Origin of the sequence: Pseudomonas sp. NPDC087626, from assembly GCF_044743405.1 — a bacterium.
In the GTDB taxonomy this organism is placed as follows: Bacteria; Pseudomonadota; Gammaproteobacteria; order Pseudomonadales; family Pseudomonadaceae; genus Aquipseudomonas.
Window position 1 is genome coordinate 222,225 of the sequence record NZ_JBIUWJ010000003.1, and the last position, 24,694, is coordinate 246,918.

The window sequence follows — 24,694 nt, forward strand, 5'->3', positions numbered from 1 at the left end:
TCAGATACGGAAACTGCCCACCAGTTGCTTGAGGCGCGCCGCCTGTTGTTCCAGGTCGGAGCAGGCCCGCAAGGTCGACTGCAGGTTTTCCACGCCTTCCTGATTGAGGGTGTTGATCTCGGTGATGTCCACGTTGATCGACTCCACCACGGCAGTCTGTTCCTCGGTGGCCGTGGCCACCGACTGGTTCATGCCGTCAATCTCGCCAATGCGCAGGGTCACGCTATTCAGGCGCTCCCCGGCGAGGTTGGCGATCTCCACGCTGTCCTGGCTATGGCGCTGGCTGTCGCCCATGGTGCTGACCGACTCGCGGGCGCCGACCTGCAGCTCCTCGATCATGGTCTGCACCTGTTGCGCCGACTCCTGGGTGCGGTGCGCCAGGTTGCGCACCTCATCGGCCACCACTGCAAAACCGCGTCCGGCCTCACCGGCCCGTGCGGCCTCGATCGCCGCGTTGAGCGCCAGCAGGTTGGTTTGCTGGGAGATGCTGGTGATCACTTCGAGAATCTGCCCGATGTTCACGGTCTTGCTGTTGAGCGACTCGATGTTGCTGCTGGAAGCGCTGAGCATGCTCGACAGTTGATTCATCGCGGCGATGCTGCGATCGACCACTTGCTGGCCATCCTCGGCCAGGCTGCGGGCATCGCTGGCCTGGTGCGATGCTTGCGCGGCGTTGCGCGCGATTTCCTGGGTGGCGGCGCCCAACTGGTTGATGGCGGCCGCGACGCTGTTGGTGCGGCTCGATTGTTCATCGCTGTTGAGCATCGACGAGTTCGAGGCGCTGACCACCCGCAAGGCCACTTCGTTGACCTGCTCGGTGGCTGACGAGACTTCGCGGATCGAGCCGTGGATGCGCTCGACGAAGCGGTTGAACGCAACGCCCAGGGTGCCGAATTCATCATGGTTCTGGATGGTCAGGCGGCGGGTCAGGTCGCCCTCACCGTCGGCGATGTCCTGCATGGCGCGGGTCATGACGTGCAATGGCTGGATCAACAAGCGGATCAGCATGCCGAGCAGGGCGATGATCACGGTCACGGCAATCACCGTGGCGACGATTGCCGAAGTGCGGAACTCGCTGAGCATCGCGAAGGCGGTGTCCTTGTCCACGGACAGGCCGATGTACCAGTTGACCGATGGCAGGCCCTTGATCTGGCTGAAGGTGAAAATGCGCGTCTTGCCGTCCACCTCGACTTCGCTGAAGTCGCTGCCGATGCGCGGGGTGCTGTGCGGATAAGCCTCGCTGAGGGACTTCATCACCAGGGATTTGTCCGGGTGCACCAGGATCTTGCCGTCGGCGTTGACCAGGAAGGCATAACCCATGCCGTCGAAGTCCACGGCCTTGAGGTTGTCGATCAGGGTCTGCAGGCTCAGGTCGCCGCCCACCACCCCGACATTGCTGCCGGCTTTTTTCGAGGCGCTGGCAATGGAAATGATGGTCTGGCCGGTGGCCGCATCGACATACGGTTCGGTCAGCGTGGCGCTGGCGCTGTTCTGCGCGCCGGTGTACCAGGGCCGTCCACGCGGGTCGAAGCCGTCGGGCATTTTTACATCGGGACGGATGGTGAAGCTGCCACCGGCATTGCCCAGATAGGAGGCCATGAAGGTCGAAGTCAGGGCTTTTTGTTCCAGCAGCTCGGCGACGTGCGCATCATCGGCATTGATGGCGATGTTCTGCGCCAGGTTATCGATCAGAAGAATGCGCCCGGACAGCCAGGTCTGAATGTTGCTCGCGGTGACATCCCCCATTTCATTGAGGTAGCTGTCGAGGTCCTGGCGAATTGCATTGCGCTGCAGATAATCGTTGTACAGCGTAAATGTGGCGAACGCGGCAATGACGATAAGGGCGGCGGCAAGCAGGATTTTGTGGCTGAAGCGCAGATTGTTGTTCATGGCTTGTGGTGTCCGCTAATGTCTTATTGTGTGGGGCGTGTTGCGACAAAAAAGCGCGCACGATAGGCGCTGTGGCACATAAGCTGATATTTCCGTGGATCCTTAGGGAATTATCTGACCTGATATTCAGTCTGGTCTCTCGCTTATCTCTATCGGCTGTGTAGGACCAAAGCTTAATCATGGGTGACAAAATGCCTGATTCATTAAAACTCGTTATTGGTGCCGACCTTCAAGGCCAGCCGATTGCCCAGGCCATGCGCCTGGCCAACCGCCACGGATTGGTGGCGGGCGCCACCGGGACCGGAAAGACCGTCACCCTGCAACGCCTGGCAGAGGCGTTCAGTGATGCCGGGGTCGCGGTGTTTGCCGCTGACATCAAGGGCGACCTCTGCGGGCTGGGGGCGGCGGGCAATCCCCAGGGCAAGGTGGCCGAGCGGATTGCCGGCATGCCATGGCTCAACTACCAGCCGGCGGCCTATCCAGTGACGTTGTGGGATATCCACGGGCAGTCTGGTCATCCGTTGCGTACAACCTTGAGTGAAATGGGCCCGTTGTTGCTCGGCAGCCTGCTGGAGTTGACGGACAGCCAGCAGTCGGCGCTGTATGCCGCCTTCAAGGTGGCCGATCGCGAGGGCTTGTTGCTGCTGGACCTCAAGGACCTCAAGGCCCTGCTCAACCACCTCAAGGACAACCCCGAACTGCTCGGCGATGACGCCGCCCTGATGACCACCGGTTCCAGCCAGGCGCTGTTGCGGCGCCTGGCCACCTTGGAGCAGCAGGGCGCCGAGGCGCTGTTCGGCGAGCCGGCGTTGCAACTGCAGGACATCCTCGCCCCGGCCAGCGATGGTCGCGGGCGCATCCATCTGCTGGACGCCAGCCGCCTGGTGCATGAGGCGCCGAAGGTCTACGCGACCTTCCTGCTGTGGTTGCTGGCCGAACTGTTCGAGCAACTGCCGGAGCGCGGCGACGCCGAGAAACCGTTGCTGGCGTTGTTTTTCGATGAGGCGCACTTGCTCTTTGCCGGCACGCCCAAGGCCTTGCAGGAACGCTTGGAGCAGGTGGTGCGGTTGATCCGTTCCAAGGGCGTGGGGGTGTATTTCGTCACCCAGTCGCCGGGCGACTTGCCGGATGACGTGCTGGCCCAGCTGGGTTTGCGCATCCAGCACGGGTTGCGGGCATTTACCGCCAAGGAGCAGAAATCCCTGAAGGCGGTGGCGGACGGTTTCCGCCCCAACCCGGCGTTCAGCGCCCTGCAAGTGCTGACCGACCTGGGGATTGGCGAGGCATTGGTCGGGACCCTGCAAGAGAAGGGCACGCCGGAGATGGTCCAGCGGGTGCTGGTGGCGCCGCCGCAATCGCGTATCGGGCCATTGAGCGAAGCTGAACGTGCCGCGCTGATTGCCAGCTCACCGTTGGTCGGGCGTTACGACAAGCCGATCGACCGCGAGTCGGCCTATGAAGTGCTGGTGGGGCGCAAGGGCCTGGCACCGGAGGCCGAGGCCGTGCCGGACAAGCCGGCTGCAGAGGGGCCGAGCTTCACTGAGCAGGCCGGCGAGTTTCTCGGCACCGCCGCCGGGCAAGCGCTGAAGTCGGCGATGCGCCAGGCGGCTAACCAGTTGGGCCGGCAGTTGGTGCGCGGGTTGATGGGATCGTTACTGGGGGGCAGCAAGCGTCGCTGACGGTGTTTGTCGGAGCGCCGGGCGGCGCTCCGCTTGCTCGTGATGGCTTTCGCCGTGTCACCGCAAAGGTGGCGGGTCTAGCGTTATCGCTAGCCTGCTCCCACCTTCATAAATGAATTGTGCTCAGGCCTTGGGCTTGGCGTGTGCCGCCAGGCGCTCCAGGGCTGCTCGCAGATTGGGATCGGTAATCCCGTCGGCCGTGGCCTGGATGGTGGCCGCCGCGTCACTGGACAGGTCCATGGTGTGGCCGGCCGCTCCTTGCTGCACGGTGGGCGGTTGAACCTTGAACAGAATCCGCGTCAGGCTGGCGAACTCGTCGAAGGCCTGCAATTGACGTTGCAGGCGTTTTTGCTGGTAGCGCAAGCGGGTGGCCCAGTGTCCGTCGGTGACGATCAACAGCAGGCTGCCTTCGCGCCAGGAGGCGACGTGGCAATGTTCGCGGGCTGCCGGCTGTAATTGGCTTTCGAGCAAGCGCTGCAGATGACCCAGGCGTTGTGCGTGGCCAAATATGGCTTTTAACGGTTTGGCTTCGCGTAGCAGAACGGCGGGTGCTCTGGCCGTAAGAGGGCGAAATGCCATGATCAGACACCTGAAGTAACAGAGCCGCCATGGTAGCAGAAAGCGCCGGATCCGCCCGAGCCATTGCTTTGTTACCGCTTTACTCATTAAATCAATGAGTAACTTCTGCTGCAAATGGCTTGAAGTTCAGTAAAAAGCCCTTATTTTAAGTGAGCCCCGTCACAACGCTGTGCCAGCATCGTGGAATAACGCCACTTTCCTCACCATCGTTTCCGGGTAGAATGCTCGTTCGCATGCGGCCATGAGGGCTGCTCGGGCGACTCACGGGGCCGCCCTCCATCCCTTTAGTGTGGAAGATCCTGCCGATATGTTTGCGCCTTTGTTAAAGAAACTTTTTGGAAGCAAGAATGAGCGTGAAGTCAAACGCATGCTCAAGACGGTGCAACTCGTCAATGCCTTCGAAGAGCGAATGGTGGCCCTTTCGGACGATCAATTGCGTGCCAAGACAGACGAGTTCAAGGCCCGCTTCGCCAAAGGGGAGACCCTCGACAAGCTGCTGCCAGAGGCCTTTGCGGTAGCCCGCGAAGCCGGCAAGCGCGTCATGGGCATGCGCCACTTCGACGTCCAGTTGATCGGCGGCATGACCTTGCACGAAGGCATGATTGCCGAAATGCGTACCGGTGAAGGCAAGACCCTGGTGGCGACACTGGGCGTTTACCTCAACGCACTGTCCGGCAAAGGCGTGCACGTGGTCACGGTGAACGACTACCTGGCCCGCCGCGATGCCAACTGGATGCGTCCGCTCTATGAATTCCTCGGCCTGACGGTCGGCGTGGTCACGCCGTTCCAGCCGCCGGAAGAAAAGCGCGCGGCCTACGCCTGCGACATCACCTACGGCACCAACAACGAATTCGGTTTCGACTACCTGCGCGACAACATGGCGTTCAGCATGGAAGAAAAATTCCAGCGCGAACTCAATTTTGCCGTGATCGACGAAGTCGACTCGATCCTCATCGACGAAGCCCGTACCCCACTGATCATTTCCGGTCAGGCCGAAGACAGCTCCAAGCTCTACATCGAGATCAACAAGCTGATCCCGCAACTGGAGCTGCATGTCGAGGAAGTGGAAGGCGTCGTCACCAAGGCCGGTCACTACAGCGTCGACGAGAAGACCCGCCAGGTCGAACTCAACGAAGCCGGTCACCAATACATCGAAGAAGTGCTGACCCGCATCGGCCTGCTGGCTGAAGGCGAGAGCCTGTACTCGGCGCACAACCTGGGTCTGTTGACCCACGTGTATGCCGGCCTGCGCGCGCACAAGCTGTTCCACCGCAACATCGAATACATCGTGCAGGATGGCCAGGTAGTCCTGGTCGACGAACACACCGGCCGTACCATGCCGGGCCGTCGTTTGTCCGAAGGCCTGCACCAGGCCATCGAGGCCAAGGAAAACCTGAACATCCAGGCCGAGAGCCAGACCCTGGCATCGACCACCTTCCAGAACTACTTCCGTCTGTACAACAAACTGTCCGGCATGACCGGTACAGCCGACACCGAAGCGTTCGAATTCCATCAGATCTATGGCCTGCAGGTCATGGTCATCCCGCCGAACAAGCCGCTGGCGCGTAAAGACTACAACGACCTGGTGTTCCTCACCGCGGACGAGAAGTACGCCGCCATCGTCGCCGACATCAAGGAAAGCATGGCCGCGGGGCGCCCGGTTCTGGTGGGCACCGCGACCATCGAAACTTCCGAGCACATGTCGCGCTTGCTCGATAAGGAAGGCATCGAGCACAAGGTTCTGAACGCCAAGTTCCACGAAAAGGAAGCCGAGATCATTGCCCAGGCCGGTCGCCCAGGCGCGCTGACCATTGCCACCAACATGGCCGGTCGTGGTACCGACATCCTGTTGGGCGGTAACTGGGAAGTGGAAGTAGCTTCCCTGGAAAACCCGACGCCGGAACAGATCGCCCAGATCAAGGCCGACTGGCAGAAGCGTCACCAGCAAGTGCTCGAGTCGGGCGGCCTGCAGGTGATTGCCTCGGAACGTCACGAATCGCGCCGTATCGACAACCAGTTGCGTGGTCGTGCCGGTCGTCAGGGTGATGCCGGCTCCAGCCGCTTCTACCTGTCGCTGGAAGACAGCCTGATGCGTATTTTTGCCTCTGACCGGGTGAAAAACTTCATGAAGGCCCTGGGCATGCAGCCTGGCGAAGCGATCGAGCACCGCATGGTGACCAACGCCATCGAAAAGGCCCAGCGCAAGGTTGAAGGTCGTAACTTCGACATCCGCAAGCAATTGCTGGAGTTCGACGACGTCAACAACGAACAGCGTAAAGTGATCTATCACATGCGTAACACGTTGCTGGCCGCCGACAACATCGGTGAGACCATCGCCGACTTCCGCCAGGACGTACTCAACGCCACCGTTTCGGCGCACATTCCTCCGCAGTCGCTGCCTGAACAGTGGGACGTTGCCGGTCTGGAAGCAGAACTGGAAAGCGGTTTCGGGGTGAAGCTGCCGATCCAGCAATGGCTCGACGAAGACGATCACCTGTACGAAGAGACCCTGCGCGAGAAGCTGATGCAAGAGCTGATCACCGCCTACAACGAAAAAGAAGACCAGGCGGGCGCCGAAGCCCTGCGCACCTTCGAGAAGCAAATCGTGTTGCGCGTGCTGGACGACCTGTGGAAAGACCACCTGTCGACCATGGACCACCTGCGTCACGGTATCCACCTGCGTGGCTACGCCCAGAAGAACCCGAAGCAGGAATACAAGCGCGAGTCGTTCACGCTGTTCTCCGAGCTGCTGGATTCGATCAAGCGCGACTCGATCCGGGTCCTGTCCCACGTTCAGGTACGCCGCGAAGATCCGATCGAAGAAGAGCAACGCCTGCGTCAGGAAGCCGAGGCGCTGGCCGCCCGCATGCAGTTCCTGCACGACGAAGCGCCTGGCCTGGAGCAACCGGAGCTGTTGGGTGAAGAGGTCGATGTGGCCCTCGCCACCGCGCCGGTACGCAACGAGCAGAAGCTGGGCCGCAACGAGCTGTGCTACTGCGGTTCGGGCAAGAAGTTCAAGCATTGCCACGGGCAGATCCAGTAAAACCCGTCGTCAACGCTGAAATACCCGCGCCGCGACCGGCATCAGCCGTCGCGGCGTTTTACCATTCGAAGCACCAACGCCGCGCACCGAAAAGCGTGGCGATCCGGGTGCAGACATTATCTAGTGAGGAGCGCATTCATGGCTGTTGGTCTTGGTCCTTTGCCTACGTTGCACCCGGTTGCCGGTTTTGAACTCGGTATCGCTTCGGCTGGCATCAAGCGCCCTGGGCGCAAGGATGTCGTGGTCATGCGCTGTGTCGAAGGCTCGACCGTCGCCGGGGTGTTCACCTTGAACGCCTTCTGCGCCGCGCCGGTGATCCTGGCCAAGCAACGGGTCCAGGGCGCGGTGCGTTACTTGCTGACCAACACCGGCAACGCCAACGCTGGCACCGGTGAGCCGGGCCTGGCGGCCGCCGAGCGGACCTGCGCCAAACTGGCCCAACTGACCGGCGTCGACGCGAGCCAAGTGCTGCCGTACTCCACTGGGGTGATCGGCGAACCGCTGCCGGTGGAGAAGATCGAAGGCGCGTTGCAAGCGGCCCTCGATGACCTGTCGCAAAACAACTGGGAAGCCGCGGCCACCGGGATCATGACCACTGACACCCTGCCCAAGGGCGCCAGCCGGCAGTTCCAGCACGACGGCGTGACCATCACCGTAACCGGCATCAGCAAAGGCGCCGGGATGATTCGTCCGAACATGGCGACCATGCTGGGCTACATCGCCACCGACGCCAAGGTGTCCCGCGAAGTGCTGCAGAACCTGCTGCTGGACGGCGCGAACAAGTCGTTCAACCGCATCACCATCGATGGCGATACCTCGACCAACGACTGCTGCATGCTGATCGCCACCGGCCAGGCGGCCCTGCCGGAAATCACCGAGGCCAGCGGTCCGTTGTTCGCGGCGCTCAAGCAAGCGGTGTTCGAGGTGTGCATGGACGTGGCGCAGGCCATCGTGCGTGACGGCGAAGGGGCGACCAAGTTCGTCACCGTAGAAGTCAACGGCGGTGGCAATCACCAGGAATGCCTGGACGTCGGCTACACCGTGGCGCACTCGCCGCTGATCAAGACCGCGCTGTTCGCCTCCGACCCGAACTGGGGCAGGATCCTCGCCGCTGTCGGCCGTGCCGGCGTGCCGAACCTGGACGTGAGCAAGATCGACGTGTTCCTTGGCGAAGTGTGCATCGCCAGCCGTGGCGCACGCGCAGCCAGCTACACCGAAGCCCAGGGCTCGGCGGTGATGCAGCGTGAGGAAATCACCATTCGCATCGAACTGGGCCGTGGTGACTGCAGCGAAACCATCTGGACCACCGACCTGTCCCACGAATACGTGAAGATCAACGCCGAATACCGCACCTGACGCACTCCGGGCAAGCCTTGCTCCTCCTATAGGAGCAAGGCTTGCCCGCGATGGAGGCCGCAGGCCTCCCACTTGTCCCCTCAGCCAAAGGTCCCCGAACATGAGCTACCACCTGATCATCGGCGACAAACTGCATTCCTCCTGGTCCCTGCGCGGTGCCCTGGCACTGGATCTCGCTGGCGCGACCTACACCGAAGAACTGATCAAACTCAACCAGCCCGATACCCGTGAGCGGCTGCTCAAGCATTCGCCGACGGCCAAGGTGCCTCTGCTCAAGACCGAGCACGGGACCATTGCCGACTCGCTGGCGATAGCCGAGTACCTGGTCGAGCGTTTCCCGGATGCTGGGCTCTGGCCCAAGGACATCGCTGCTCGCGCCCAGGCGCGTTCGGCGTGTGCACAGATGCACAGCGGCTTTTTTGCCATGCGCGGCAACATGCCGTTTGACCTGAGCCGTGACGCGCCACTGACGCCGATGCCGGCCGAGGTGCAGGCAGAGATCCAGCGGATGCTGGCGCTGTGGGCCGAGTGCCGCGCCGCCGCCACTGAAGCCGGGCCGTTCCTGTTCGGCACGGTCAGCCTGGTCGATGCGTTTTTTGCCCCGATTGCCGTGCGTTTGCGCACCTATCGGGTCGAACTGCCGGCGGCCGACGCGGCCTATGTCGAGACGATTTACCAATGGCCAGCCTTCAAGGCCTGGCAGCAAGCCGGCCTGGAGGAAGTAGCGCGGTGAAACGAGTCCATGTAGCCGCAGCGGTGATCCGCGATGCCAGCGGCAAGATCCTGATCGCGCGTCGCGCCGATAGCCAGCACCAGGGCGGTCTTTGGGAGTTTCCCGGGGGCAAGGTCGAGGAGGGCGAGTCGGTTCAGGCCGCGCTCGCCCGCGAATTGCAGGAGGAGCTGGGTATCGGCGTCACGGCCGCGCGGCCGTTGATCAAGGTCCAGCATGATTATCCCGATAAGCAGGTGCTGCTGGACGTCTGGGAGGTGTCGGCCTTCAACGGCGAACCCCACGGTGCCGAAGGCCAGCCATTGGCCTGGGTCACTGCACGGGAGCTGGGCGACTACGAGTTTCCCGCGGCCAACCAGCCGATCGTTGCGGCGGCGCGCTTGCCCGCTGAATATCTGATTACCCCAGAGGACCTGGAAACCCCGGCCCTACTGCGCGGAATCCAGAAAGCCATCGCCGGCGGCATCAAGCTGATCCAGCTGCGGGCCCCCAACGGTTACGACCCCAAGTACCGCGATCTGGCGGTGGATGCGGTGGGCTTGTGCGCTGGCAAGGCACAATTGATGCTCAAGGGGCCGTTCGAGTGGTTGGGGGATTTCCCCTCGGCCGGTTGGCACATCACGGCGGCACAACTGCGCAAGTACGCCAGTGCCGGGCGTCCGCTGCCGGCTTCGCGCTGGTTGGCGGCGTCCTGTCACAGCGCCGAGGAGTTGAGCCTGGCCGAGCAGATGGGCGTGGACTTTGTCACCCTGTCGCCGGTGCAACCAACCCAGACTCATCCTGACGCTGTGCCATTGGGCTGGGAGCAGGCTTCGCAGTTGATCGCCGGTTTCAGCAAGCCGGTGTTCCTGCTGGGCGGGGTCGGTCCTGAAGAACGGCAGAAGGCCTGGGACGCAGGGGCCCAGGGTGTCGCAGGGATTCGGGCGTTCTGGCCTGAGGCCTGATGGGGTGTTGCGGGCCTCTTCGCGGGCAAGCCGCTCCTATTGTGGGAGCGGGCTTGCCCGCGATGACGGCCTTGAATACGCGGCTAATCTACGGGGCTAAGCCTCTGGTTTAGCCGCCGCCTGCCACAGAATCTCGCTGACCCCCTGGCGCTTGGCAATCAGGCGTGCCGCCACGAACAGCAGATCCGACAAACGATTGATGTAGGCCAGGCCCACCCCGGCCAAAGGCTCGATTGCATTCAACTGCTGGCAACGGCGTTCGGCACTGCGGGCCAGGCTGCGGCAGACGTGGGCCTGGGCGATCAGCGCCGAGCCACCTGGCAAAATGAAATTCTCCAGTGGCCCCAGTTCCTCGTTCCAGCTATCGATGGCCGACTCCAGGCGTTCGACTTCCGCCCCATTCAGTGCCTGGTACACCGGCATCGCCAGTTCGCCACCGAGGTCGAACAGGCGATGCTGGCACGGCTCCAGGACTTCGCTGACTTGCCTCAGGCCAGGATAGACCTCGCTCTGCTCCGCCAGTGCCGCCAGCAGCAGGCCGAGCTGGCTGTTGAGGGTGTCGACTTCGCCGATGGCTTCGACGCGCGGATGGTCCTTGGGCACGCGGCGACCGTCGCCCAGCCCGGTTTCCCCGGCGTCGCCGGTGCGGGTGTAAATCTTCGACAGGCGAAAGCCCATGCTTAGCGCTCCAGTTGTTTGAGTTCGTGAGAGGCGAGGGGGGAGCCGGCCAGGGGTAGGCGCAAAGTGAAGCAGGTGCCTTGGCCCAGGGTCGACTGCACTTCCATCTGGCCTTTGTGGTTGTTGGTGATGATGAAGTACGACACCGAAAGCCCCAGGCCTGTGCCCTGGCCGATTTCCTTGGTGGTGAAGAAGGGTTCGAAGGTGCGTTTGCGCACGTTTTCGCTCATGCCGATACCGTTGTCTTCGACCTGGATCTCGGCCCAGGGCGGGTTCAGGCGGGTGCGCAGGATGATGCGCCCGGGTTCGCTGTCGTCTTCGCGCAGGTGAATCGCCTGGGCTGCGTTTTTCAGCAGGTTGAGCAGCACTTGTTCCAGCTCGTTGGCAGTGCCGGGCACCGGCCCCAGTTGCGGGTCGAACTGGCGAATGATGGCCTGGCCCTTGAAGTCGAAGCCAATGGCCAGGTCGAAGTCGTTGCCGGCGATCTCCACGGCCTGGTCGATCAGGGCCGGCAGGTCGCAAGGGGCCATCTGCCGGTTGCTGCGGCGGCTGAAGCTGAGCATATGGGTGACGATCTTCGCGGCGCGGGCTCCGGCCTGCTGGATGCCATCCAGCAGTTGTGGGACTTCCCGGCTTTGCAGGTACTGATTGACGTTATCCAGTTCGACACCAACCTGCTCGGCGGTCTCGAGGTTTCTTGGCAACTCGTTCGACAGGCGCCGGCGGATGTTTTGCACGTTGTGCAGGATGGCGCCCAGGGGGTTGTTGATTTCGTGGGCCATGCCCGCCGCCAGGCCGCCGACCGAAAGCATCTTCTCCGACTGCACCATCATTTCTTCCAGGGACAGGCGCTGGGTGATGTCGTCGATCCGAATCACCACGCCGCGCCCAGCCCCACCCATCAGCGGATAGAAGGTCAGGGCGTAGTGCTTGGCTTCATCGTCCTTGACCCAGGTGACCCGTTCGATCTTGACCACGCTGTGCTGCTCGACGGTTTCCTTGAGCTGCGGCAGGAACGGCTTGAGCGGCTCAAAGGCGAGGAAGATCGGCTGGTTCAGCGCTTCGTCCAGGCGGGTCCCGGAAAGCGCGCTGGCCTCCTGGTTCCACTGGGTCACGTAAAGTTGCTCATCGAGGGCGATCAACGCCGAGGGCATGGAGTCGATGATGCTGTTGAGGTAGTTCTGGAACCCGGTGAGCTTCTTCTCGATCTTGCTGCGTACCTGGACTTCCAGCTCCAGCTTGCGGTTGGTGTGCCGGGTTTCCTCGGCGAGGCCCTGGGCCTGGTCGTAGGCGGCCTGGGAGTCGTCGCGGGCGCGCTTGAGTTGTTGTTCACGGGCTTCGATACGCGAAAGCATGGTGTTGAAGGCTTCGGCGAGGCTGCCGATTTCATCGAGGTTGCCCCGGGAGGCACGCAGTGCGTAGTTCTCCTCGCGGGTGACCTGGCGCGACAGCTCTTCGAGTTGATGGATGGGCTGGGTAATCAGGCGTTTGATCTGCTGGGCGATCAGCAGCCACAGCAGCACGCTGAAAATCAGGATCCCCAGGCTGGCGGTGAACGTGCCCGTGTAGAACGCCACCGGCAATTCGCTACTGGCCACCAGCAGCAAATGACCGGGCTCCTGGCCCGGGCGCAGCAGGGTGATCACTTGATTACTGCGAAACTCGGTGGCTTGCCAGCCTTCGATATGGCGATAGCGCTTGGGCAGCTCAAGGGGGTCGCCCCGTTGCACCTGGGCCAACAGTCGACCCTGGGCGTCGTACAGCGCGGCGGCGCGCAACGGCGTATAGCTGTTGAGTTCGTTGAGCAGTTTTTCCCCATCCGCGGGCGAGTTCAGGGCCTGGCTGGCGATCGACGGGTTGGCGACCAATCGGCCGATGGTCTGCAGGGCTTGTGGCGCCATGCTTTCCTGGGAGATCCAATAGGCGGCGCTGATAAAGGTCAGGTTGGCCACCAGCAGGACGGTGATCAACAGCACCAACAGGGCAGCCAGCAGTTTCTGGCCGACCGGTAGGTTTTCAAGGCGCTGGCGCAAGGGCATCGGGGTCGTCGCTGAAGTAGAACAGGAGGCCAGCGTAGCCGCTGCTCAGTCGCTGGGCAATCCGCGTGTGAGCAGGTGGGCCATCAGGCGCTGCTGCAGCTGGTTGAGGTGTGGCAGCACCAGTTGGTGGCGTGTGGCGACCTCGCAGGCGTGGCCCAGCAGGTAGCTGATTTCGGTGCGGCGCTGGTTGGCCACGTCCTGGTACATGGACGAGTAGTTGGCTGCGGTGGCCAGGATCACCCGCTCGACTTCCTGCTGCAGGTCTTGCGCCGCCGCGGGCTGGCCACAGCGTTCGAGCAACTGGGCAAGTTCGCTGCACAGGGTGGCGACTTCGCACTGGTGCTGCTGCAGGCCGCCATTGCGGCAATCGTGGAGCACCGTCAACGGATTGATCGCACAGTTGAGCGCCAGTTTGCGCCACAGTCGGGTCAGGATGTCCACGCTCCAGGCATGGGGGATGCCGGCGGCATCAAGGTCGTCGAGCCAGATCGGTGCCACTGGGTGGCTGCTATCGCCGAGCCAGGTGTAGCCATGGCCGGCGAACACCACCCGCCAATCGCCATCACGAAACGCGCCTTCGGTACTTGAGGCAAAAATACAGCGCGCCTGGGGCACCCGTGCGGCGACGGCGTCCTGGCTGCCGAGGCCGTTCTGCAGCAGGATCAACTCGGCGTCAGGGGTCAGGCGATGGGCCAGTTGCGCGACGGCGGCCTCGGCGTCGTAGGCCTTGCAAGCCACCAGCAGGCGCTCGATCGGCGCGTCGTTGTCGAGGGTTTCGGCCGGCACCGGATAACGCTGGGCCTGGCCCTGTTCCACCAGGGTCAGGCCGCCGGCCGCCTGATATGCCTGCAAGCGTGCCCTATCGCGCACGATCAACCGCACCGGCAGGCCGGCGCGCGCCAGGCGAGTGGCCCACAGGGTGCCGAGGCTGCCTGCGCCGAGGATATGCCAGGTGGTCGACATCAGTTTTGTGCTCTGATTGGCAGGTGCATGTGCGGCTCGCAGATTCGAATGGGCAAGACCCGTTATAATCAGCGCGGATTTTAACCGCAAGCCAGGCGTGCACCTGAGTTATTGTGCGCGGCCATTTTTTATTGGAGAGATTACATGCCGTCGTTCGACGTGGTATCCGAACTGGACAAACACGAAGTCACCAACGCGGTCGAAAACGCCGTCAAGGAACTCGACCGTCGTTATGACCTGAAAGGCAAAGGCAGCTTCGAGTTCAAGGAAAAGGACCTGACCGTCAACCTGACCGCCGAGGCCGACTTCCAGCTCGAGGCGATGATCGAGATCCTCAAGCTGGCGCTGGTCAAGCGCAAGATCGACGTACAGTGCCTTGAGGTCAAGGACGCCTACGCCTCCGGCAAGCTGGTGAAGCAGGAAGCCGTCCTCAAGGAAGGCATCGACAAAGAGCTGGCGAAGAAGATCGTGGCTCACGTCAAGGACGCCAAGCTCAAGGTCCAGGCCGCCATCCAGGGCGAGCAGGTACGCATCACCGGCAAGAAGCGCGATGACCTGCAAGATGCGATCGCCGCATTGCGCGCCAAGGAATTCGGCATGCCGCTGCAGTTCAACAACTTCCGCGACTGATCAGTCATCGGGGAACCTCTCGGCGTAATTGACGTCCGAGGCCCAAGCAACAGCAGAAATGATTGAGCCCTGAACGGTTCGATCTTTCTGCTGCTTGGTTTTTAAGTGCCGGGTAGCCGGGAATCAGGAGAGAAAGATGGATTTGAACGCTGAAGTGGACAACCTGGTCAAGGCTTCCCAGGCCTGGATCCCGATGATCATGGAATACGGCAGCCGGGTGCTGCTGGCGGTCCTTACCCTGGCCATTGGCTGGTGGTTGATCAACAAGCTGACCCACAAGGTCGGCAAACTGCTGGCGCTGCGCAATGCCGACCTGGCTTTGCAGGGGTTTATCAGCAGCCTGGCGAACATCGTCCTCAAGGTACTGCTGGTCGTCAGTGTCGCGTCGATGATCGGTGTCGAGACCACCTCCTTTGTTGCTGCCATCGGTGCCGCAGGCCTGGCCATTGGCCTGGCGTTGCAAGGCAGCCTGGCGAACTTCGCCGGTGGGGTGCTGATTCTGCTGTTCCGCCCGTTCCGTATCGGCGACTTCATTGAAGCCCAGGGCACGGCGGGTACTGTCGACAGCATCCAGATCTTCCACACGATCATCCGTACTGGCGACAACAAGACAGTCATCGTGCCTAACGGCGTGCTGTCCAACGGCATCATCACCAACACCAACCGTCAGTTGACTCGCAAAGTCGTGTTCGATGTGGGCGTGGACTATGAAGCGGACCTGCAGAAGGCGCGTGCCGTACTGCTGGAACTGGCCAAGGATGCGCGGGTACTGGCCGATCCTGAGCCGGTGGCCGTGGTTTCGGTCCTGGGTGACAGCTCGATCACACTATCGCTGCGAGTCTGGGTGAAGACCGCAGACTACTGGGATGTGATGTTCCACTTTAATGAACACTCCCGTGATCGCTTGAAAGCGGCGGGTATTGATATTCCGTTTCCGCAGCGCGTGATTCGAGTAGTTCAAGAAACTGCGTAAAGTAAAAGCTCTACAGCTTGGCTTGCTGGCCAGGCAGTGAGTTAGAACCCAAGGGGCGATAAACCCCTTGGGTTTTTTTATATCGGTAGTTTGCAAATAGAGTGCGTGCTTACTATTAGCTTGCTATCAAATCGTTCCTGATGAATGTTTGTACTTGTCATCAAGTTGCAATAAAAAAGCCCCCCACCTTTTCAGGTGAGGGGCTTTTATTTGAGCCAGGCTCAAGACGCTAGGCAATAACCACTGATTACAAAATGTTCAGAGGGTATTCAGCGATGATACGCACGTCGTTGTTGTCGGCGGTGTATTCAGCGTTGTAAGCGTTGTTTGCACGGTAGATTGCGCTACGCAGACGCAGGGACAGATCCTTGGCCGGACCTTCCTGGAACACATACTTCGTTTCGAAGTTGAATTCGTGTTCCTTACCTTCGGAACCGCTGGCGGTATCGATGTTGTTACCGTAGACATAACGGGACATGAAGCTCAGGCCAGGCACGCCGTAGGTGGCCATGTTCAGGTCATAACGAGCCTGGTACGACTTCTCGTCCTTGCCGATGAAGTCGGAGATCTGGATGGAGTTGGCTACGAAGATCGTGCCGTTACCATCAACGCCGTACAGGTAGTTGGTGTCACCGGAGGACTGCTGGTAGCCCAGGGTGAATTTGTGCGCGCCCAGGCTGTAGGCAGCTGCCAAGCTCCACAGTTTGTTGTCCAGAGGGCCGTACAGCGCTGCACCCTGGTCTTTGGTTTTGTAGGCGTTCAGGTCGAAGTTCAGCGACTGATCGTCATTGATCGGCAGGGTGTAGTTGGCGTTGATGTATTGCTTCTTGAAGTAGTCGTCTACGTCGGAAGCAGCAAAGCCGGCTACGAAGTTATCGGTGAACTGGTAGGTAGCACCACCGATGTTGGCGCTGGTCAGGCCAGGTGTGTGTGCACCGTTGATGCTGTCCTTGCCCATGCCAGTCTGCGAGCTCAGCGCAGTCAAGCGACCCAGGTTGACTTCCAGGCCCTTGATTTCTTTACTGGTGATGATGGTGCCTTCAGCAACTTCTGGCAGCAGGCGGCTGTCGTCAGTCGAGAAAACCGGGCTGGCAACGAATTGACGGCCGTATTTCAGAGTGGTGTCGGAGAGACGGAACTTGATTGCCGCGCCGCTTTTCGATTGGGTATCTTCCGGGTTGCCATCGCTGTCGCGGGCAAACAGACCGTTACCAGCACGACCTGCACCGCCATCAAGCTTGGCAGTACCCATTACCATGGCGTCCAGACCTACGCCGATGGTGCCTTGAGTGAAGCCGGACTCGTAGGTAATCAGTTCGCTGATACCGGTGTCCTGACGATAGCCGCTCTTGTAGCCGCCACCTGGCTTGGCAATGTTGCCAGCACCGTTACGGAAGTCGCGGTTCATGTACTCGATACGAGTCTTGGCTTTCAGACTTTGGTCTTCAATAAAGCCTTTGGCTTCGTCCTGGGAGGACGCGATTGCGAACTGCGAGGTGCCTGCTGAAACAGCCAGTGCGATCATGCTCCACTTCATCACGCGCATCGTGATTTGCTCCTTTGGTTTTTTTGAAGAGTTCTGCCGTCCCACCTGTTTTTTTATCTGGGCGGCTCTTTCTTTTTGTGTCGGCGCAAACTTATATCACGCCGACAATGTTGGCGATACTTGCGCTTTCAACCTTTCAGCTTCTTTACGGCCCTGTCGCAATATGCGCGTTGGAGGTCGTATTTTTGCAAAATCTGTGCATTCGGACTGACAACTTCAGCGCTGTTTTACAAGGCTTGTACGTCAGAAAAAGTGTCCTTGTCTTGCACTTGAATCTCCGTGGGCTTCCGTGCCGCTATTGTTATGGGTCTAAAGGGTTCCACTTCCAGCGGACGCCTTATAGACGATGTGGGAATGAATGCAACAAGCGTGCACAAATCGGCTTTTTGCCTGCGGTTTTTTCTGAAACGCCCGTTTTAACTCACAAAACCGAATAAACACGGGGTCTTCGAGACCGTTTTGTTTGCGCTTGACTCCGTAGCTCTTCTGGTGTTGCACCATGACTGTGCATGGGTGAGAACACAAAATGTTACCGGTTCACCCTTTGGGGTGTGTAAACGGCGGATGCTCGGAGAAATCAGCTTAGACGTGGATGGAATTTTTGCCGGTTTTTTTTCGGCATTTGCATGGGCTTCACACTTTTGCCGGGGTTGGCCCGGGTCCAGGAGGGGGTGGCGCTGTTGGGGCGGCAGGGCGGTAGTTCCGTCATGGTGCGTGCGGGTGATAAATGTTCTGTGTTGGAGCGTTTGCCGGGTAGCGCGCGGCATGGCGCCTGGGTTGGCGCGCGTGGCGCTGATTTTTCGCCGTGAACCGCATCGGGTTCGCGGGTATGCTGCGCATGTATGGCCGGCGCAGCAGCCTCGAGGGCTGGCGCCAGGCCCCAATCATCGACTATGCAGGAGTGCCCGCGGTGTTTGCTTTGGATTCACGACTTGAACAAGACACCCTGACCATTGGGGATTTCCCGCTCAGCCGCTTGCTGTTGTCCAATGACTCGAATTATCCCTGGTTCATCCTGGTTCCGCGCCGTGCGGATATCAGTGAGTTGTTTCAGTTAGAGGCGGCCGATCAACAGCAGTTGTGGCGGGAAACAACACTGTTGGCCGAAACACTCAAGGATTCGTTCGACGCCGACAAGTTGAATGTGGCGACCTTGGGTAATGTGGTCAGTCAGTTGCACATGCATGTCATCGTGCGTAAACGTGAGGACGCTGCCTGGCCGGCTCCGGTCTGGGGCAAGCACCCGGCACGCCCCTATACCGCCGAGCAAGTGGCGGCGATTCGTGAGCGCCTGCGTCTGGTGTTGAGCGATGGTTTCACGTTTCTGGAGGGTTGAGTCATGAGCCTGGAAGAGCGCGTTATGGACCTGGAAAGTCGCCTGGCGTTTCAGGATGACGCCATCGAGGCGATGAATGATGTGTTGGTGACCCAGCAGCGGGTTGTCGAGCGACTGCAGTTGCAGATGAACGCGCTGCTCAAGCGTCAGGAAGAAATGGCCGGCCAGTTCGAGACGTTCGAAGAGGACGCGCCGCCGCCGCACTATTGAGTGTCAGTGGCCAATACCGATTGGCAGGCAATAAAAAACCGCGAGCAGCCTGGCTGCATCGCGGTTTTTTTTCGAGCGGGTAACGAGGTCGGGATCAGCGACGCGGCAGGGCCGCGATCACGTCTTCCGCTTGCAGGCCTTTATCCCGGTTCATCACCGAGAACTCCACGCGCTGGCCTTCGACCAGGACGCGGTGACCCTCGCCACGAATGGCGCGAAAGTGCACAAAAATATCATCCCCGGAGTCGCGGGAAATGAAACCGAAACCCTTGGAGGTGTTGAACCACTTCACGGTGCCGGTATCCCGGTTGGTCATGTCGTAGTTCTGATGAGTCGCGGCAGCGGGTGAAGACTTGTAGAAGCTGGTGGCCAGATGCAGCAGGACTGCGACCAATGCAACGATCAGGCTGAACAGCACCGCGGGGTGACCGCCGATTTCCGGCATCGGTGCCAGCAGGGTCAGGGTTTGCAGGACAACGGCAAGCACCAGCAAGGCGCTGACCAGGTTTTGCAGTTGATGGCGAGGACCTTTGTTCCAGTACGGGATCACCGGAGCGAGGGTCAGGTTGAGCAGACCGAAGAACGCCAGGTACAGCGCGTCAGGTTGTTGCAGGTAAGGTACGGCTTCGGTTCGCAAGCTAGGAATGAAGGACAACAGCAAAGCTGCTGCGCCCGTTAGCAGGTGGACGATTTTCAACATTTTAATTGACTCACGTTAAGACGGATCGCAAGGAAGAGCTGATTGAGTACGGTTCGCTTCTGAACAATGGGAGGCGGTGGACACGCACCCGGTATCAGCCTATGCACAGCACGCGGGGAAATAGCGGCAGTGACACGGCGTCTATTTAACAGCAAAGACCGTACCTTCTCAAATCAGCGCGGAGGGCGCGTGCTCCGGGGTGGCCGGCGATTTGCACGAGGGCGTCGGGCGGTGGTGGCCGAAGGCTTGTTTTAGACGCTTCAAGCCGTATTTACGGGCGCCGATCGGTCATCACCGGCGCGACCGGCACAGAGCCGGGACTCTTGCTACAGTGAGGGCGCACCTGTGCAACGGACTTCATCACCGACAAGGGGAACAGCATGGCAATTGATATTGGTATCAGCGAGACGGATCGCAAGTCCATCGTCGATGGGCTTTCGCGCTTGCTGTCGGACACGTATGTGCTCTATCTGAAAACCCATAACTTCCACTGGAATGTCACAGGGCCGATGTTTCGTACCCTGCATTTGATGTTCGAAGAACAATACAACGAGTTGGCCCTGGCCGTGGACCTGATTGCCGAGCGTATTCGTGCATTGGGTTTTCCGGCCCCTGGCGCCTATTCAATCTACGCGCGACTTTCCTCCATTAAAGAAGAGGAGGGGGTGCCCAGCGCCGAAGAGATGATCCAGCAACTTGTCCAGGGGCAGGAAGCGGTCACCCGTACAGCACGCGGGATATTCCCGCTGCTGGAAAAAGTCAGCGACGAACCCACCGCAGATCTGCTCACGCAACGCATGCAAGTTCATGAGAAAACTGCCTGGATGCTGCGCTCGCTGTTGGACGGCCAGTAGTCCCTGCCTGGCTGATGGTGTCGGCTTGTCGGCACCATCAGCGTGGGGTGTCGTGCCCGGACCTATGAAAGCTCCCGGGTGTTGATGGCGCGTTTCCCAGGCTCTTGCGGGACTCTTCCTGCGCCGTCTTTCCGTTTCGTTGTTGCACGTAGGGGAGTGTTAATAGTCTTGTTGCTGCTGTCGGCTTGTCCTACATCAGTGGTTATAAAGGCATATGGAAATATGTTTTTGCTTACGTTTTTATAGCGACACGGAGCGTTGTTATAAATGGAATGGCAAAGGAGTGTCAGTTATATGATTGGAATCTTAGCGTCAGAAGCCGATGAAGTTGCTAGGCCTCAGGATATAAAGATTGATCCCTTCGTTCGTGAGTTTGACATGGGCCTGGCACAGCCGCAGGCCAGGTCGGTGCGCTTGAATGGGTTCGCCACCTGCCTGCGGCTGGAGCAGGTCTACTGGAATATCCTGGGCAGTATTGCGAGGAATAATTGCTGTTCGGTCAACGCCTTGCTGTCCCGGGTTGATCGCGAAGTACATCTGCGTCATGGCGGGGTGAAGAACTTCAGTGGCCTGGTCCGGGTGATGTGTGTAGTGCACAGCTTGAACCAGGGTGCTGTGGGCGTTGAATGACGCAGGGGTGTCGGGGCAGGACGGCCGGCACGCCCAAGTGCCGGCCGTCCATCTGCCCCGGATGCGGTCCCTGTGCAGCGTTACGGCTGCACAGGCTCGATTTAATCGATATAATCCCGCTCTTTGCCGCCAAACCCATTGTTTGCGCGGGATGAACCTGATCGCCGAGACAACCCCATGCCGATGTACGACTATCAATGTGCTTCCTGTGGTCATCAGTTGGAAGCCATTCAGAAGATCAGCGCAGCACCGTTGGTCGACTGCCCTGCCTGCCAGGCACCCGAACTGAAAAAAATGTTGTCGATGCCGGGCTTCCGCCTGAGCGGTACCGGTTGGTACGAAACCGACTTCAAGACCGGGTCGAAGAAGAATCTGGCCGGTGGCGACAAAGCTGACTAAGTTGAACGACACACCGAGCTCTTGCATTATCTGGCACTTCATTCAAGTGCGGCGGTGCAGCAAGACCTCCCATCGAATTTCGAATTACGAGAAGTGAAACCACTACCATGATGCGCAGCCATTATTGCGGCCAACTGAACGAAAGCCTGGAAGGTCAGGAAATTACCCTTTGCGGATGGGTCCATCGTCGTCGTGACCACGGCGGGGTGATTTTCCTCGATATCCGTGATCGTGATGGTCTGGCCCAAGTGGTATTCGATCCGGATCGCGCCGAGAGCTTCGCCGCCGCCGATCGCGTGCGCAGCGAATACGTGGTCAAGATCACCGGCAAGGTACGCCTGCGTCCGGCCGGTGCCACCAACGCCAACATGGCCTCGGGCATGATCGAAGTCCTGGGTTACGAGCTTGAAGTGCTGAACGAAGCGGAAACCCCGCCGTTCCCACTCAACGAGTTCTCCGACGTCGGCGAAGAAACCCGCCTGCGTTATCGCTTCCTCGACCTGCGTCGCCCGGAAATGCTCGAGAAGCTGCGCCTGCGTTCGCGCATGACCACCAGCATTCGTCGCTTCCTCGACGAGAACGGCTTCCTCGACGTCGAGACGCCGATCCTGACCCGCGCCACGCCAGAAGGCGCTCGTGACTATCTGGTCCCGAGCCGTACCCACGCCGGTTCGTTCTTTGCGTTGCCGCAATCACCACAGCTGTTCAAGCAACTGCTGATGGTCGCTGGCTTCGACCGCTACTACCAGATCGCCAAGTGCTTCCGTGACGAAGACCTGCGCGCTGACCGCCAGCCGGAATTCACCCAGATCGACATCGAAACCAGTTTCCTCGATGAAAACGAGATCATGGGCATCACCGAAAAAATGATCCGCAACCTGTTCAAGGAAGTGCTGGATCTGGAATTCGGTGAATTCCCGCACATGACCTTCGAAGAAGCCATGCGCCGTTACGGTTCCGACAAGCCGGACCTGCGTAACCCGCTGGAACTGGTAGACGTTGCCGACCAGCTTAAAGAAGTCGATTTCAAAGTCTTCAGCGGCCCGGCCAACGATCCGAAATGCCGGATTGCCGCACTGCGCGTTCCTGGTGCAGCGAGCATGCCGCGCAAGCAGATCGACGACTACACCAAGTTCGTCGGCATCTACGGTGCCAAGGGCCTGGCGTACATCAAGGTCAACGAGCGCGCCAAGGGCGTCGAAGGCCTGCAGTCGCCTATCGTCAAGAACATTCCTGAAGCTAACCTCAATGTGATCCTCGATCGCGTTGGCGCAGTTGACGGCGACATCGTGTTCTTCGGTGCCGACAAAGCCAAGATCGTCAGTGAAGCCCTGGGCGCATTGCGGATCAAGGTCGGTAATGACCTGGACCTGCTGACCTGCAAGTGGGCACCGATGTGGGTTGTCGACTTCCCGATGTTCGAAGAGAACGACGACGGCAGCTTCACCGCCTTGCACCACCCGTTCACCGCACCGAAGTGCACGCCGCAAGAGCTGGAAGCCAACCCGGCGACCGCGCTGTCGCGTGCCTATGACATGGTACTCAACGGCACCGAACTGGGTGGCGGTTCGATCCGTATCCACCGCAAGGAAATGCAGCAATCGGTATTCCGCCTGCTGGGTATCAGCGAAGCGGAACAGGAAGAGAAATTCGGCTTCCTGCTGGACGCCCTGAAGTACGGCGCACCGCCCCACGGCGGCCTGGCCTTTGGCCTGGACCGTCTGGTGATGCTGATGACCGGCGCCCAGTCGATCCGTGAAGTGATCGCGTTCCCGAAAACCCAGAGCGCGGCATGCGTGATGACCCAGGCCCCGGGCCTGGTGGATGCCAAGGCTCTGCGCGAGCTGCACATCCGTTTGCGCGAGCAGCCAAAGGCTGAGTAAGGCTGGCCACCCTGGCGTATCCCTGGATACGCCAGGGGTCAGATCCAGCGTGTATTGCCCGCTCGCCTTCCAGGGTGTGCGGGCATTGTTTTAAAGAGAATTCGGAGCGAGTTATGGCGGGTCATTCCAAGTGGGCGAACATCAAGCACCGCAAAGAACGTCAGGATGCCAAGAAAGGCAAGATTTTCACCAAGTGGATTCGTGAGCTGACAGTCGCGGCCCGTCAGGGCGGCGGCGATCCTGGCTCCAACCCACGGCTGCGACTGGCCCTGGACAAGGCCCTGGGCGCGAACATGAGCCGTGACATCATCGATCGCGCCGTGGCCCGTGGGGCCGGCGCTGCCGACACCGATGACATGGTCGAACTGAGCTACGAAGGTTATGGCCCCGGTGGCGTGGCGGTGATGGTCGAGTGCATGACCGATAACCGCAACCGCACGGCGGCGGCGGTTCGACACGCCTTCAGCAAGTGTGGCGGCAACCTGGGCACGGATGGCTCGGTGGCTTACCTGTTCGAACGCAAGGGGCAGATCTCCTTTGCCCCGGGTATCGACGAAGACGCCTTGATGGAAGCCGCGATGGAGGCTGATGCCGACGACGTGGTGACCAACGAAGACGGTTCAATCGACGTATTCACCTCGTTTGCCGGTTTTTATGCCGTGCGCAACGCTCTGGAAGCGGCGGGCTTCAAGGCCGATGATGCGGAAATCGTGATGCTGCCAACCACCAGCGCCGAACTGGACCTGGAAGGCGCCGAGAAGGTGCTCAAGCTGATCGACATGCTCGAAGACCTGGATGACGTGCAGAACGTCTATTCCAATGCGGACATCCCCGAGTCGGTGGCCCAACAGCTCGGCTGAAGGGCGACGCAGATCTAGTGTGGGAGTCGGGCTTGCCCGCGATGACGTCGGCAGGCTCGACATTGATGTTGAATGTTCTACCGCTATCGCGGGCAAGCCCGGCTCCCACAGGGTTCTCGGTAGGGCTACAAAGTGTGCATCCGGCACAGCCTACTCTATGCTGGCCTCACTCTCTTAACCCGCAGGCGTTATGACATTAATTCTTGGTATCGACCCCGGTTCACGCATTACCGGTTATGGCGTGGTACGCGATACCGGTCGTGGCTGCGTGTATGTGGCGTCGGGTTGTATTCGCACCGGCAGCGGTGAGTTACATGAACGGTTGCAAATTGTTTATCGCGGCGTGCGTGAGGTGATCCAGACCTACGGTCCTGTGACCATGGGTATCGAGAAGGTCTTCATGGCCCGCAACGCCGATTCCGCGCTGAAGCTCGGCCAGGCCCGTGGCGCGGCGATTGTCGCGGGGGCCGAAGAGAGCCTGGAGATCGCCGAATACACCGCTACCCAGGTCAAACAGGCGGTCACCGGTACCGGTGCAGCCAACAAGGAGCAGGTGCAGATGATGGTCATGCATATGCTCAAGCTCACCAGCAAACCGCAAATCGATGCCTCGGACGCCCTGGCCATTGCCATTTGCCATGCCCATACCCGCTCCAGCCTGTTGCCCCATGGGCTGGGGACGGCGCGCAGTCGTGGCGGTCGCCTGCGCCTGTGATCTGATAGCATCCACCCACGAGATTTTATTGGTTGAGCGATTTGCGCCTGGACTGGC

22 protein-coding genes are annotated in these 24,694 nt (G+C 60.3%); 15 read left to right on the top strand and 7 right to left on the bottom strand.

Features of this window, described 5'->3' with window-relative positions:
- Positions 1-1,890 (bottom strand): methyl-accepting chemotaxis protein, encoded by a 1,890-nt coding sequence (locus ACIOVD_RS04590; RefSeq protein ID WP_095165712.1) that lies wholly within the window; start codon positions 1,888-1,890, stop codon positions 1-3.
- A gap of 191 nt (positions 1,891-2,081) precedes the next feature.
- On the opposite strand from ACIOVD_RS04590, the gene ACIOVD_RS04595 reads away from it, so the two are divergent.
- Complete coding sequence (locus ACIOVD_RS04595) at positions 2,082-3,569, top strand: helicase HerA-like domain-containing protein (protein ID WP_320332902.1); 1,488 nt, start codon at positions 2,082-2,084, stop codon at positions 3,567-3,569.
- Between the two features lie 123 nt (positions 3,570-3,692).
- Here the strand turns inward: ACIOVD_RS04595 and ACIOVD_RS04600 are convergent, their stop codons facing one another.
- Positions 3,693-4,148 carry a DUF721 domain-containing protein gene (locus ACIOVD_RS04600; RefSeq protein WP_095165711.1) on the bottom strand — a complete coding sequence of 152 codons (456 nt, stop codon included), beginning with the start codon at positions 4,146-4,148 and terminating at the stop codon, positions 3,693-3,695.
- A 307-nt stretch (positions 4,149-4,455) separates the two neighbouring features.
- Between ACIOVD_RS04600 and secA the strand changes: the two genes are divergently transcribed.
- The 4 genes from secA (at position 4,456) to ACIOVD_RS04620 (ending at position 10,221) form a co-directional block, all read left to right on the top strand.
- The gene (gene secA / locus ACIOVD_RS04605; protein WP_401126364.1) at positions 4,456-7,191 is read left to right on the top strand and encodes a preprotein translocase subunit SecA; all 2,736 of its coding nucleotides are present in this window, start codon (positions 4,456-4,458) and stop codon (positions 7,189-7,191) included.
- Positions 7,192-7,329: 138 nt separating this feature from the next.
- Complete coding sequence (argJ, locus tag ACIOVD_RS04610; RefSeq protein WP_320332901.1) at positions 7,330-8,547, top strand: bifunctional glutamate N-acetyltransferase/amino-acid acetyltransferase ArgJ; 1,218 nt, start codon at positions 7,330-7,332, stop codon at positions 8,545-8,547.
- 100 nt (positions 8,548-8,647) lie between these two features.
- Positions 8,648-9,280, top strand: a complete 633-nt coding sequence (locus tag ACIOVD_RS04615) for a glutathione S-transferase family protein (RefSeq protein WP_401126366.1) — start codon at positions 8,648-8,650, stop codon at positions 9,278-9,280.
- Complete coding sequence (locus ACIOVD_RS04620; protein ID WP_401126368.1) at positions 9,277-10,221, top strand: Nudix family hydrolase; 945 nt, start codon at positions 9,277-9,279, stop codon at positions 10,219-10,221. Before ACIOVD_RS04615 ends, ACIOVD_RS04620 begins: the two co-directional genes overlap by 4 nt.
- A 96-nt stretch (positions 10,222-10,317) precedes the next feature.
- On the opposite strand, the gene ACIOVD_RS04625 is transcribed toward ACIOVD_RS04620, so the two are convergent.
- Genes ACIOVD_RS04625 through ACIOVD_RS04635 form a run of 3 tightly spaced genes read right to left on the bottom strand, consistent with a single transcriptional unit; the run spans position 10,318 to position 13,901 of the window.
- The gene (locus tag ACIOVD_RS04625) at positions 10,318-10,899 is read right to left on the bottom strand and encodes a cob(I)yrinic acid a,c-diamide adenosyltransferase (RefSeq protein ID WP_095165702.1); all 582 of its coding nucleotides are present in this window, start codon (positions 10,897-10,899) and stop codon (positions 10,318-10,320) included.
- Positions 10,900-10,901: 2 nt separating this feature from the next.
- Entirely contained in the window at positions 10,902-12,938 is a 2,037-nt protein-coding gene (locus ACIOVD_RS04630) for an ATP-binding protein (protein WP_095165700.1), read from the bottom strand.
- A gap of 45 nt (positions 12,939-12,983) precedes the next feature.
- Positions 12,984-13,901 (bottom strand): putative 2-dehydropantoate 2-reductase, encoded by a 918-nt coding sequence (locus ACIOVD_RS04635; RefSeq protein ID WP_401126371.1) that lies wholly within the window; start codon positions 13,899-13,901, stop codon positions 12,984-12,986.
- A gap of 144 nt (positions 13,902-14,045) precedes the next feature.
- Between ACIOVD_RS04635 and ACIOVD_RS04640 the strand changes: the two genes are divergently transcribed.
- The gene (locus ACIOVD_RS04640) at positions 14,046-14,531 is read left to right on the top strand and encodes a YajQ family cyclic di-GMP-binding protein (RefSeq protein ID WP_095165697.1); all 486 of its coding nucleotides are present in this window, start codon (positions 14,046-14,048) and stop codon (positions 14,529-14,531) included.
- 136 nt (positions 14,532-14,667) lie between these two features.
- On the top strand, positions 14,668-15,504 hold the full coding sequence (locus ACIOVD_RS04645; protein WP_095165695.1) for a mechanosensitive ion channel family protein: 837 nt from the start codon (positions 14,668-14,670) through the stop codon (positions 15,502-15,504).
- 247 nt (positions 15,505-15,751) lie between these two features.
- Here the strand turns inward: ACIOVD_RS04645 and ACIOVD_RS04650 are convergent, their stop codons facing one another.
- The gene (locus ACIOVD_RS04650) at positions 15,752-17,050 is read right to left on the bottom strand and encodes an OprD family porin (protein ID WP_159997635.1); all 1,299 of its coding nucleotides are present in this window, start codon (positions 17,048-17,050) and stop codon (positions 15,752-15,754) included.
- A 910-nt stretch (positions 17,051-17,960) separates the two neighbouring features.
- Here ACIOVD_RS04650 and ACIOVD_RS04655 point away from each other — a divergent pair.
- Both ACIOVD_RS04655 and ACIOVD_RS04660 read left to right on the top strand, forming a co-directional pair.
- Positions 17,961-18,386 carry an HIT domain-containing protein gene (locus tag ACIOVD_RS04655; protein WP_095166122.1) on the top strand — a complete coding sequence of 142 codons (426 nt, stop codon included), beginning with the start codon at positions 17,961-17,963 and terminating at the stop codon, positions 18,384-18,386.
- A gap of 3 nt (positions 18,387-18,389) precedes the next feature.
- On the top strand, positions 18,390-18,596 hold the full coding sequence (locus tag ACIOVD_RS04660; RefSeq protein WP_159997633.1) for a SlyX family protein: 207 nt from the start codon (positions 18,390-18,392) through the stop codon (positions 18,594-18,596).
- 94 nt (positions 18,597-18,690) lie between these two features.
- Here the strand turns inward: ACIOVD_RS04660 and ACIOVD_RS04665 are convergent, their stop codons facing one another.
- Positions 18,691-19,296, bottom strand: a complete 606-nt coding sequence (locus tag ACIOVD_RS04665) for a cold-shock protein (RefSeq protein WP_095165690.1) — start codon at positions 19,294-19,296, stop codon at positions 18,691-18,693.
- Between the two features lie 380 nt (positions 19,297-19,676).
- On the opposite strand from ACIOVD_RS04665, the gene ACIOVD_RS04670 reads away from it, so the two are divergent.
- The 6 genes from ACIOVD_RS04670 to ruvC all read left to right on the top strand — a co-directional run bounded on the left by ACIOVD_RS04670 (position 19,677) and on the right by ruvC (position 24,637).
- Positions 19,677-20,150, top strand: coding sequence for a Dps family protein (locus ACIOVD_RS04670; RefSeq protein WP_095165688.1), 474 nt, complete (start codon positions 19,677-19,679; stop codon positions 20,148-20,150).
- 294 nt (positions 20,151-20,444) lie between these two features.
- Positions 20,445-20,780 (top strand): ribbon-helix-helix domain-containing protein, encoded by a 336-nt coding sequence (locus ACIOVD_RS04675; RefSeq protein ID WP_095165686.1) that lies wholly within the window; start codon positions 20,445-20,447, stop codon positions 20,778-20,780.
- Between the two features lie 177 nt (positions 20,781-20,957).
- Complete coding sequence (locus ACIOVD_RS04680; RefSeq protein ID WP_010457489.1) at positions 20,958-21,179, top strand: FmdB family zinc ribbon protein; 222 nt, start codon at positions 20,958-20,960, stop codon at positions 21,177-21,179.
- Positions 21,180-21,286: 107 nt separating this feature from the next.
- Complete coding sequence (gene aspS / locus ACIOVD_RS04685) at positions 21,287-23,062, top strand: aspartate--tRNA ligase (RefSeq protein ID WP_401126375.1); 1,776 nt, start codon at positions 21,287-21,289, stop codon at positions 23,060-23,062.
- A 113-nt stretch (positions 23,063-23,175) separates the two neighbouring features.
- The gene (locus ACIOVD_RS04690; protein ID WP_095165683.1) at positions 23,176-23,922 is read left to right on the top strand and encodes a YebC/PmpR family DNA-binding transcriptional regulator; all 747 of its coding nucleotides are present in this window, start codon (positions 23,176-23,178) and stop codon (positions 23,920-23,922) included.
- 190 nt (positions 23,923-24,112) lie between these two features.
- Positions 24,113-24,637 (top strand): crossover junction endodeoxyribonuclease RuvC, encoded by a 525-nt coding sequence (gene ruvC / locus ACIOVD_RS04695; protein ID WP_008147379.1) that lies wholly within the window; start codon positions 24,113-24,115, stop codon positions 24,635-24,637.
- The last annotated feature ends 57 nt before the right edge of the window (positions 24,638-24,694 follow it).

Coding starts and splice junctions, on each gene's coding strand:
- ruvC (WP_008147379.1), top strand. CDS start 24,113: ATGACATTAATTCTTGGTATCGACCCCGGTTCACGCATTACCGGTTAT.
- ACIOVD_RS04615 (WP_401126366.1), top strand. CDS start 8,648: ATGAGCTACCACCTGATCATCGGCGACAAACTGCATTCCTCCTGGTCC.
- ACIOVD_RS04670 (WP_095165688.1), top strand. CDS start 19,677: ATGGCAATTGATATTGGTATCAGCGAGACGGATCGCAAGTCCATCGTC.
- ACIOVD_RS04590 (WP_095165712.1), bottom strand. CDS start 1,890: ATGAACAACAATCTGCGCTTCAGCCACAAAATCCTGCTTGCCGCCGCC.
- ACIOVD_RS04660 (WP_159997633.1), top strand. CDS start 18,390: ATGAGCCTGGAAGAGCGCGTTATGGACCTGGAAAGTCGCCTGGCGTTT.
- ACIOVD_RS04600 (WP_095165711.1), bottom strand. CDS start 4,148: ATGGCATTTCGCCCTCTTACGGCCAGAGCACCCGCCGTTCTGCTACGC.
- argJ (WP_320332901.1), top strand. CDS start 7,330: ATGGCTGTTGGTCTTGGTCCTTTGCCTACGTTGCACCCGGTTGCCGGT.
- ACIOVD_RS04690 (WP_095165683.1), top strand. CDS start 23,176: ATGGCGGGTCATTCCAAGTGGGCGAACATCAAGCACCGCAAAGAACGT.
- ACIOVD_RS04645 (WP_095165695.1), top strand. CDS start 14,668: ATGGATTTGAACGCTGAAGTGGACAACCTGGTCAAGGCTTCCCAGGCC.
- aspS (WP_401126375.1), top strand. CDS start 21,287: ATGATGCGCAGCCATTATTGCGGCCAACTGAACGAAAGCCTGGAAGGT.
- ACIOVD_RS04675 (WP_095165686.1), top strand. CDS start 20,445: ATGATTGGAATCTTAGCGTCAGAAGCCGATGAAGTTGCTAGGCCTCAG.
- ACIOVD_RS04635 (WP_401126371.1), bottom strand. CDS start 13,901: ATGTCGACCACCTGGCATATCCTCGGCGCAGGCAGCCTCGGCACCCTG.
- ACIOVD_RS04640 (WP_095165697.1), top strand. CDS start 14,046: ATGCCGTCGTTCGACGTGGTATCCGAACTGGACAAACACGAAGTCACC.
- secA (WP_401126364.1), top strand. CDS start 4,456: ATGTTTGCGCCTTTGTTAAAGAAACTTTTTGGAAGCAAGAATGAGCGT.
- ACIOVD_RS04595 (WP_320332902.1), top strand. CDS start 2,082: ATGCCTGATTCATTAAAACTCGTTATTGGTGCCGACCTTCAAGGCCAG.
- ACIOVD_RS04665 (WP_095165690.1), bottom strand. CDS start 19,296: ATGTTGAAAATCGTCCACCTGCTAACGGGCGCAGCAGCTTTGCTGTTG.
- ACIOVD_RS04625 (WP_095165702.1), bottom strand. CDS start 10,899: ATGGGCTTTCGCCTGTCGAAGATTTACACCCGCACCGGCGACGCCGGG.
- ACIOVD_RS04680 (WP_010457489.1), top strand. CDS start 20,958: ATGCCGATGTACGACTATCAATGTGCTTCCTGTGGTCATCAGTTGGAA.
- ACIOVD_RS04650 (WP_159997635.1), bottom strand. CDS start 17,050: ATGCGCGTGATGAAGTGGAGCATGATCGCACTGGCTGTTTCAGCAGGC.
- ACIOVD_RS04630 (WP_095165700.1), bottom strand. CDS start 12,938: ATGCCCTTGCGCCAGCGCCTTGAAAACCTACCGGTCGGCCAGAAACTG.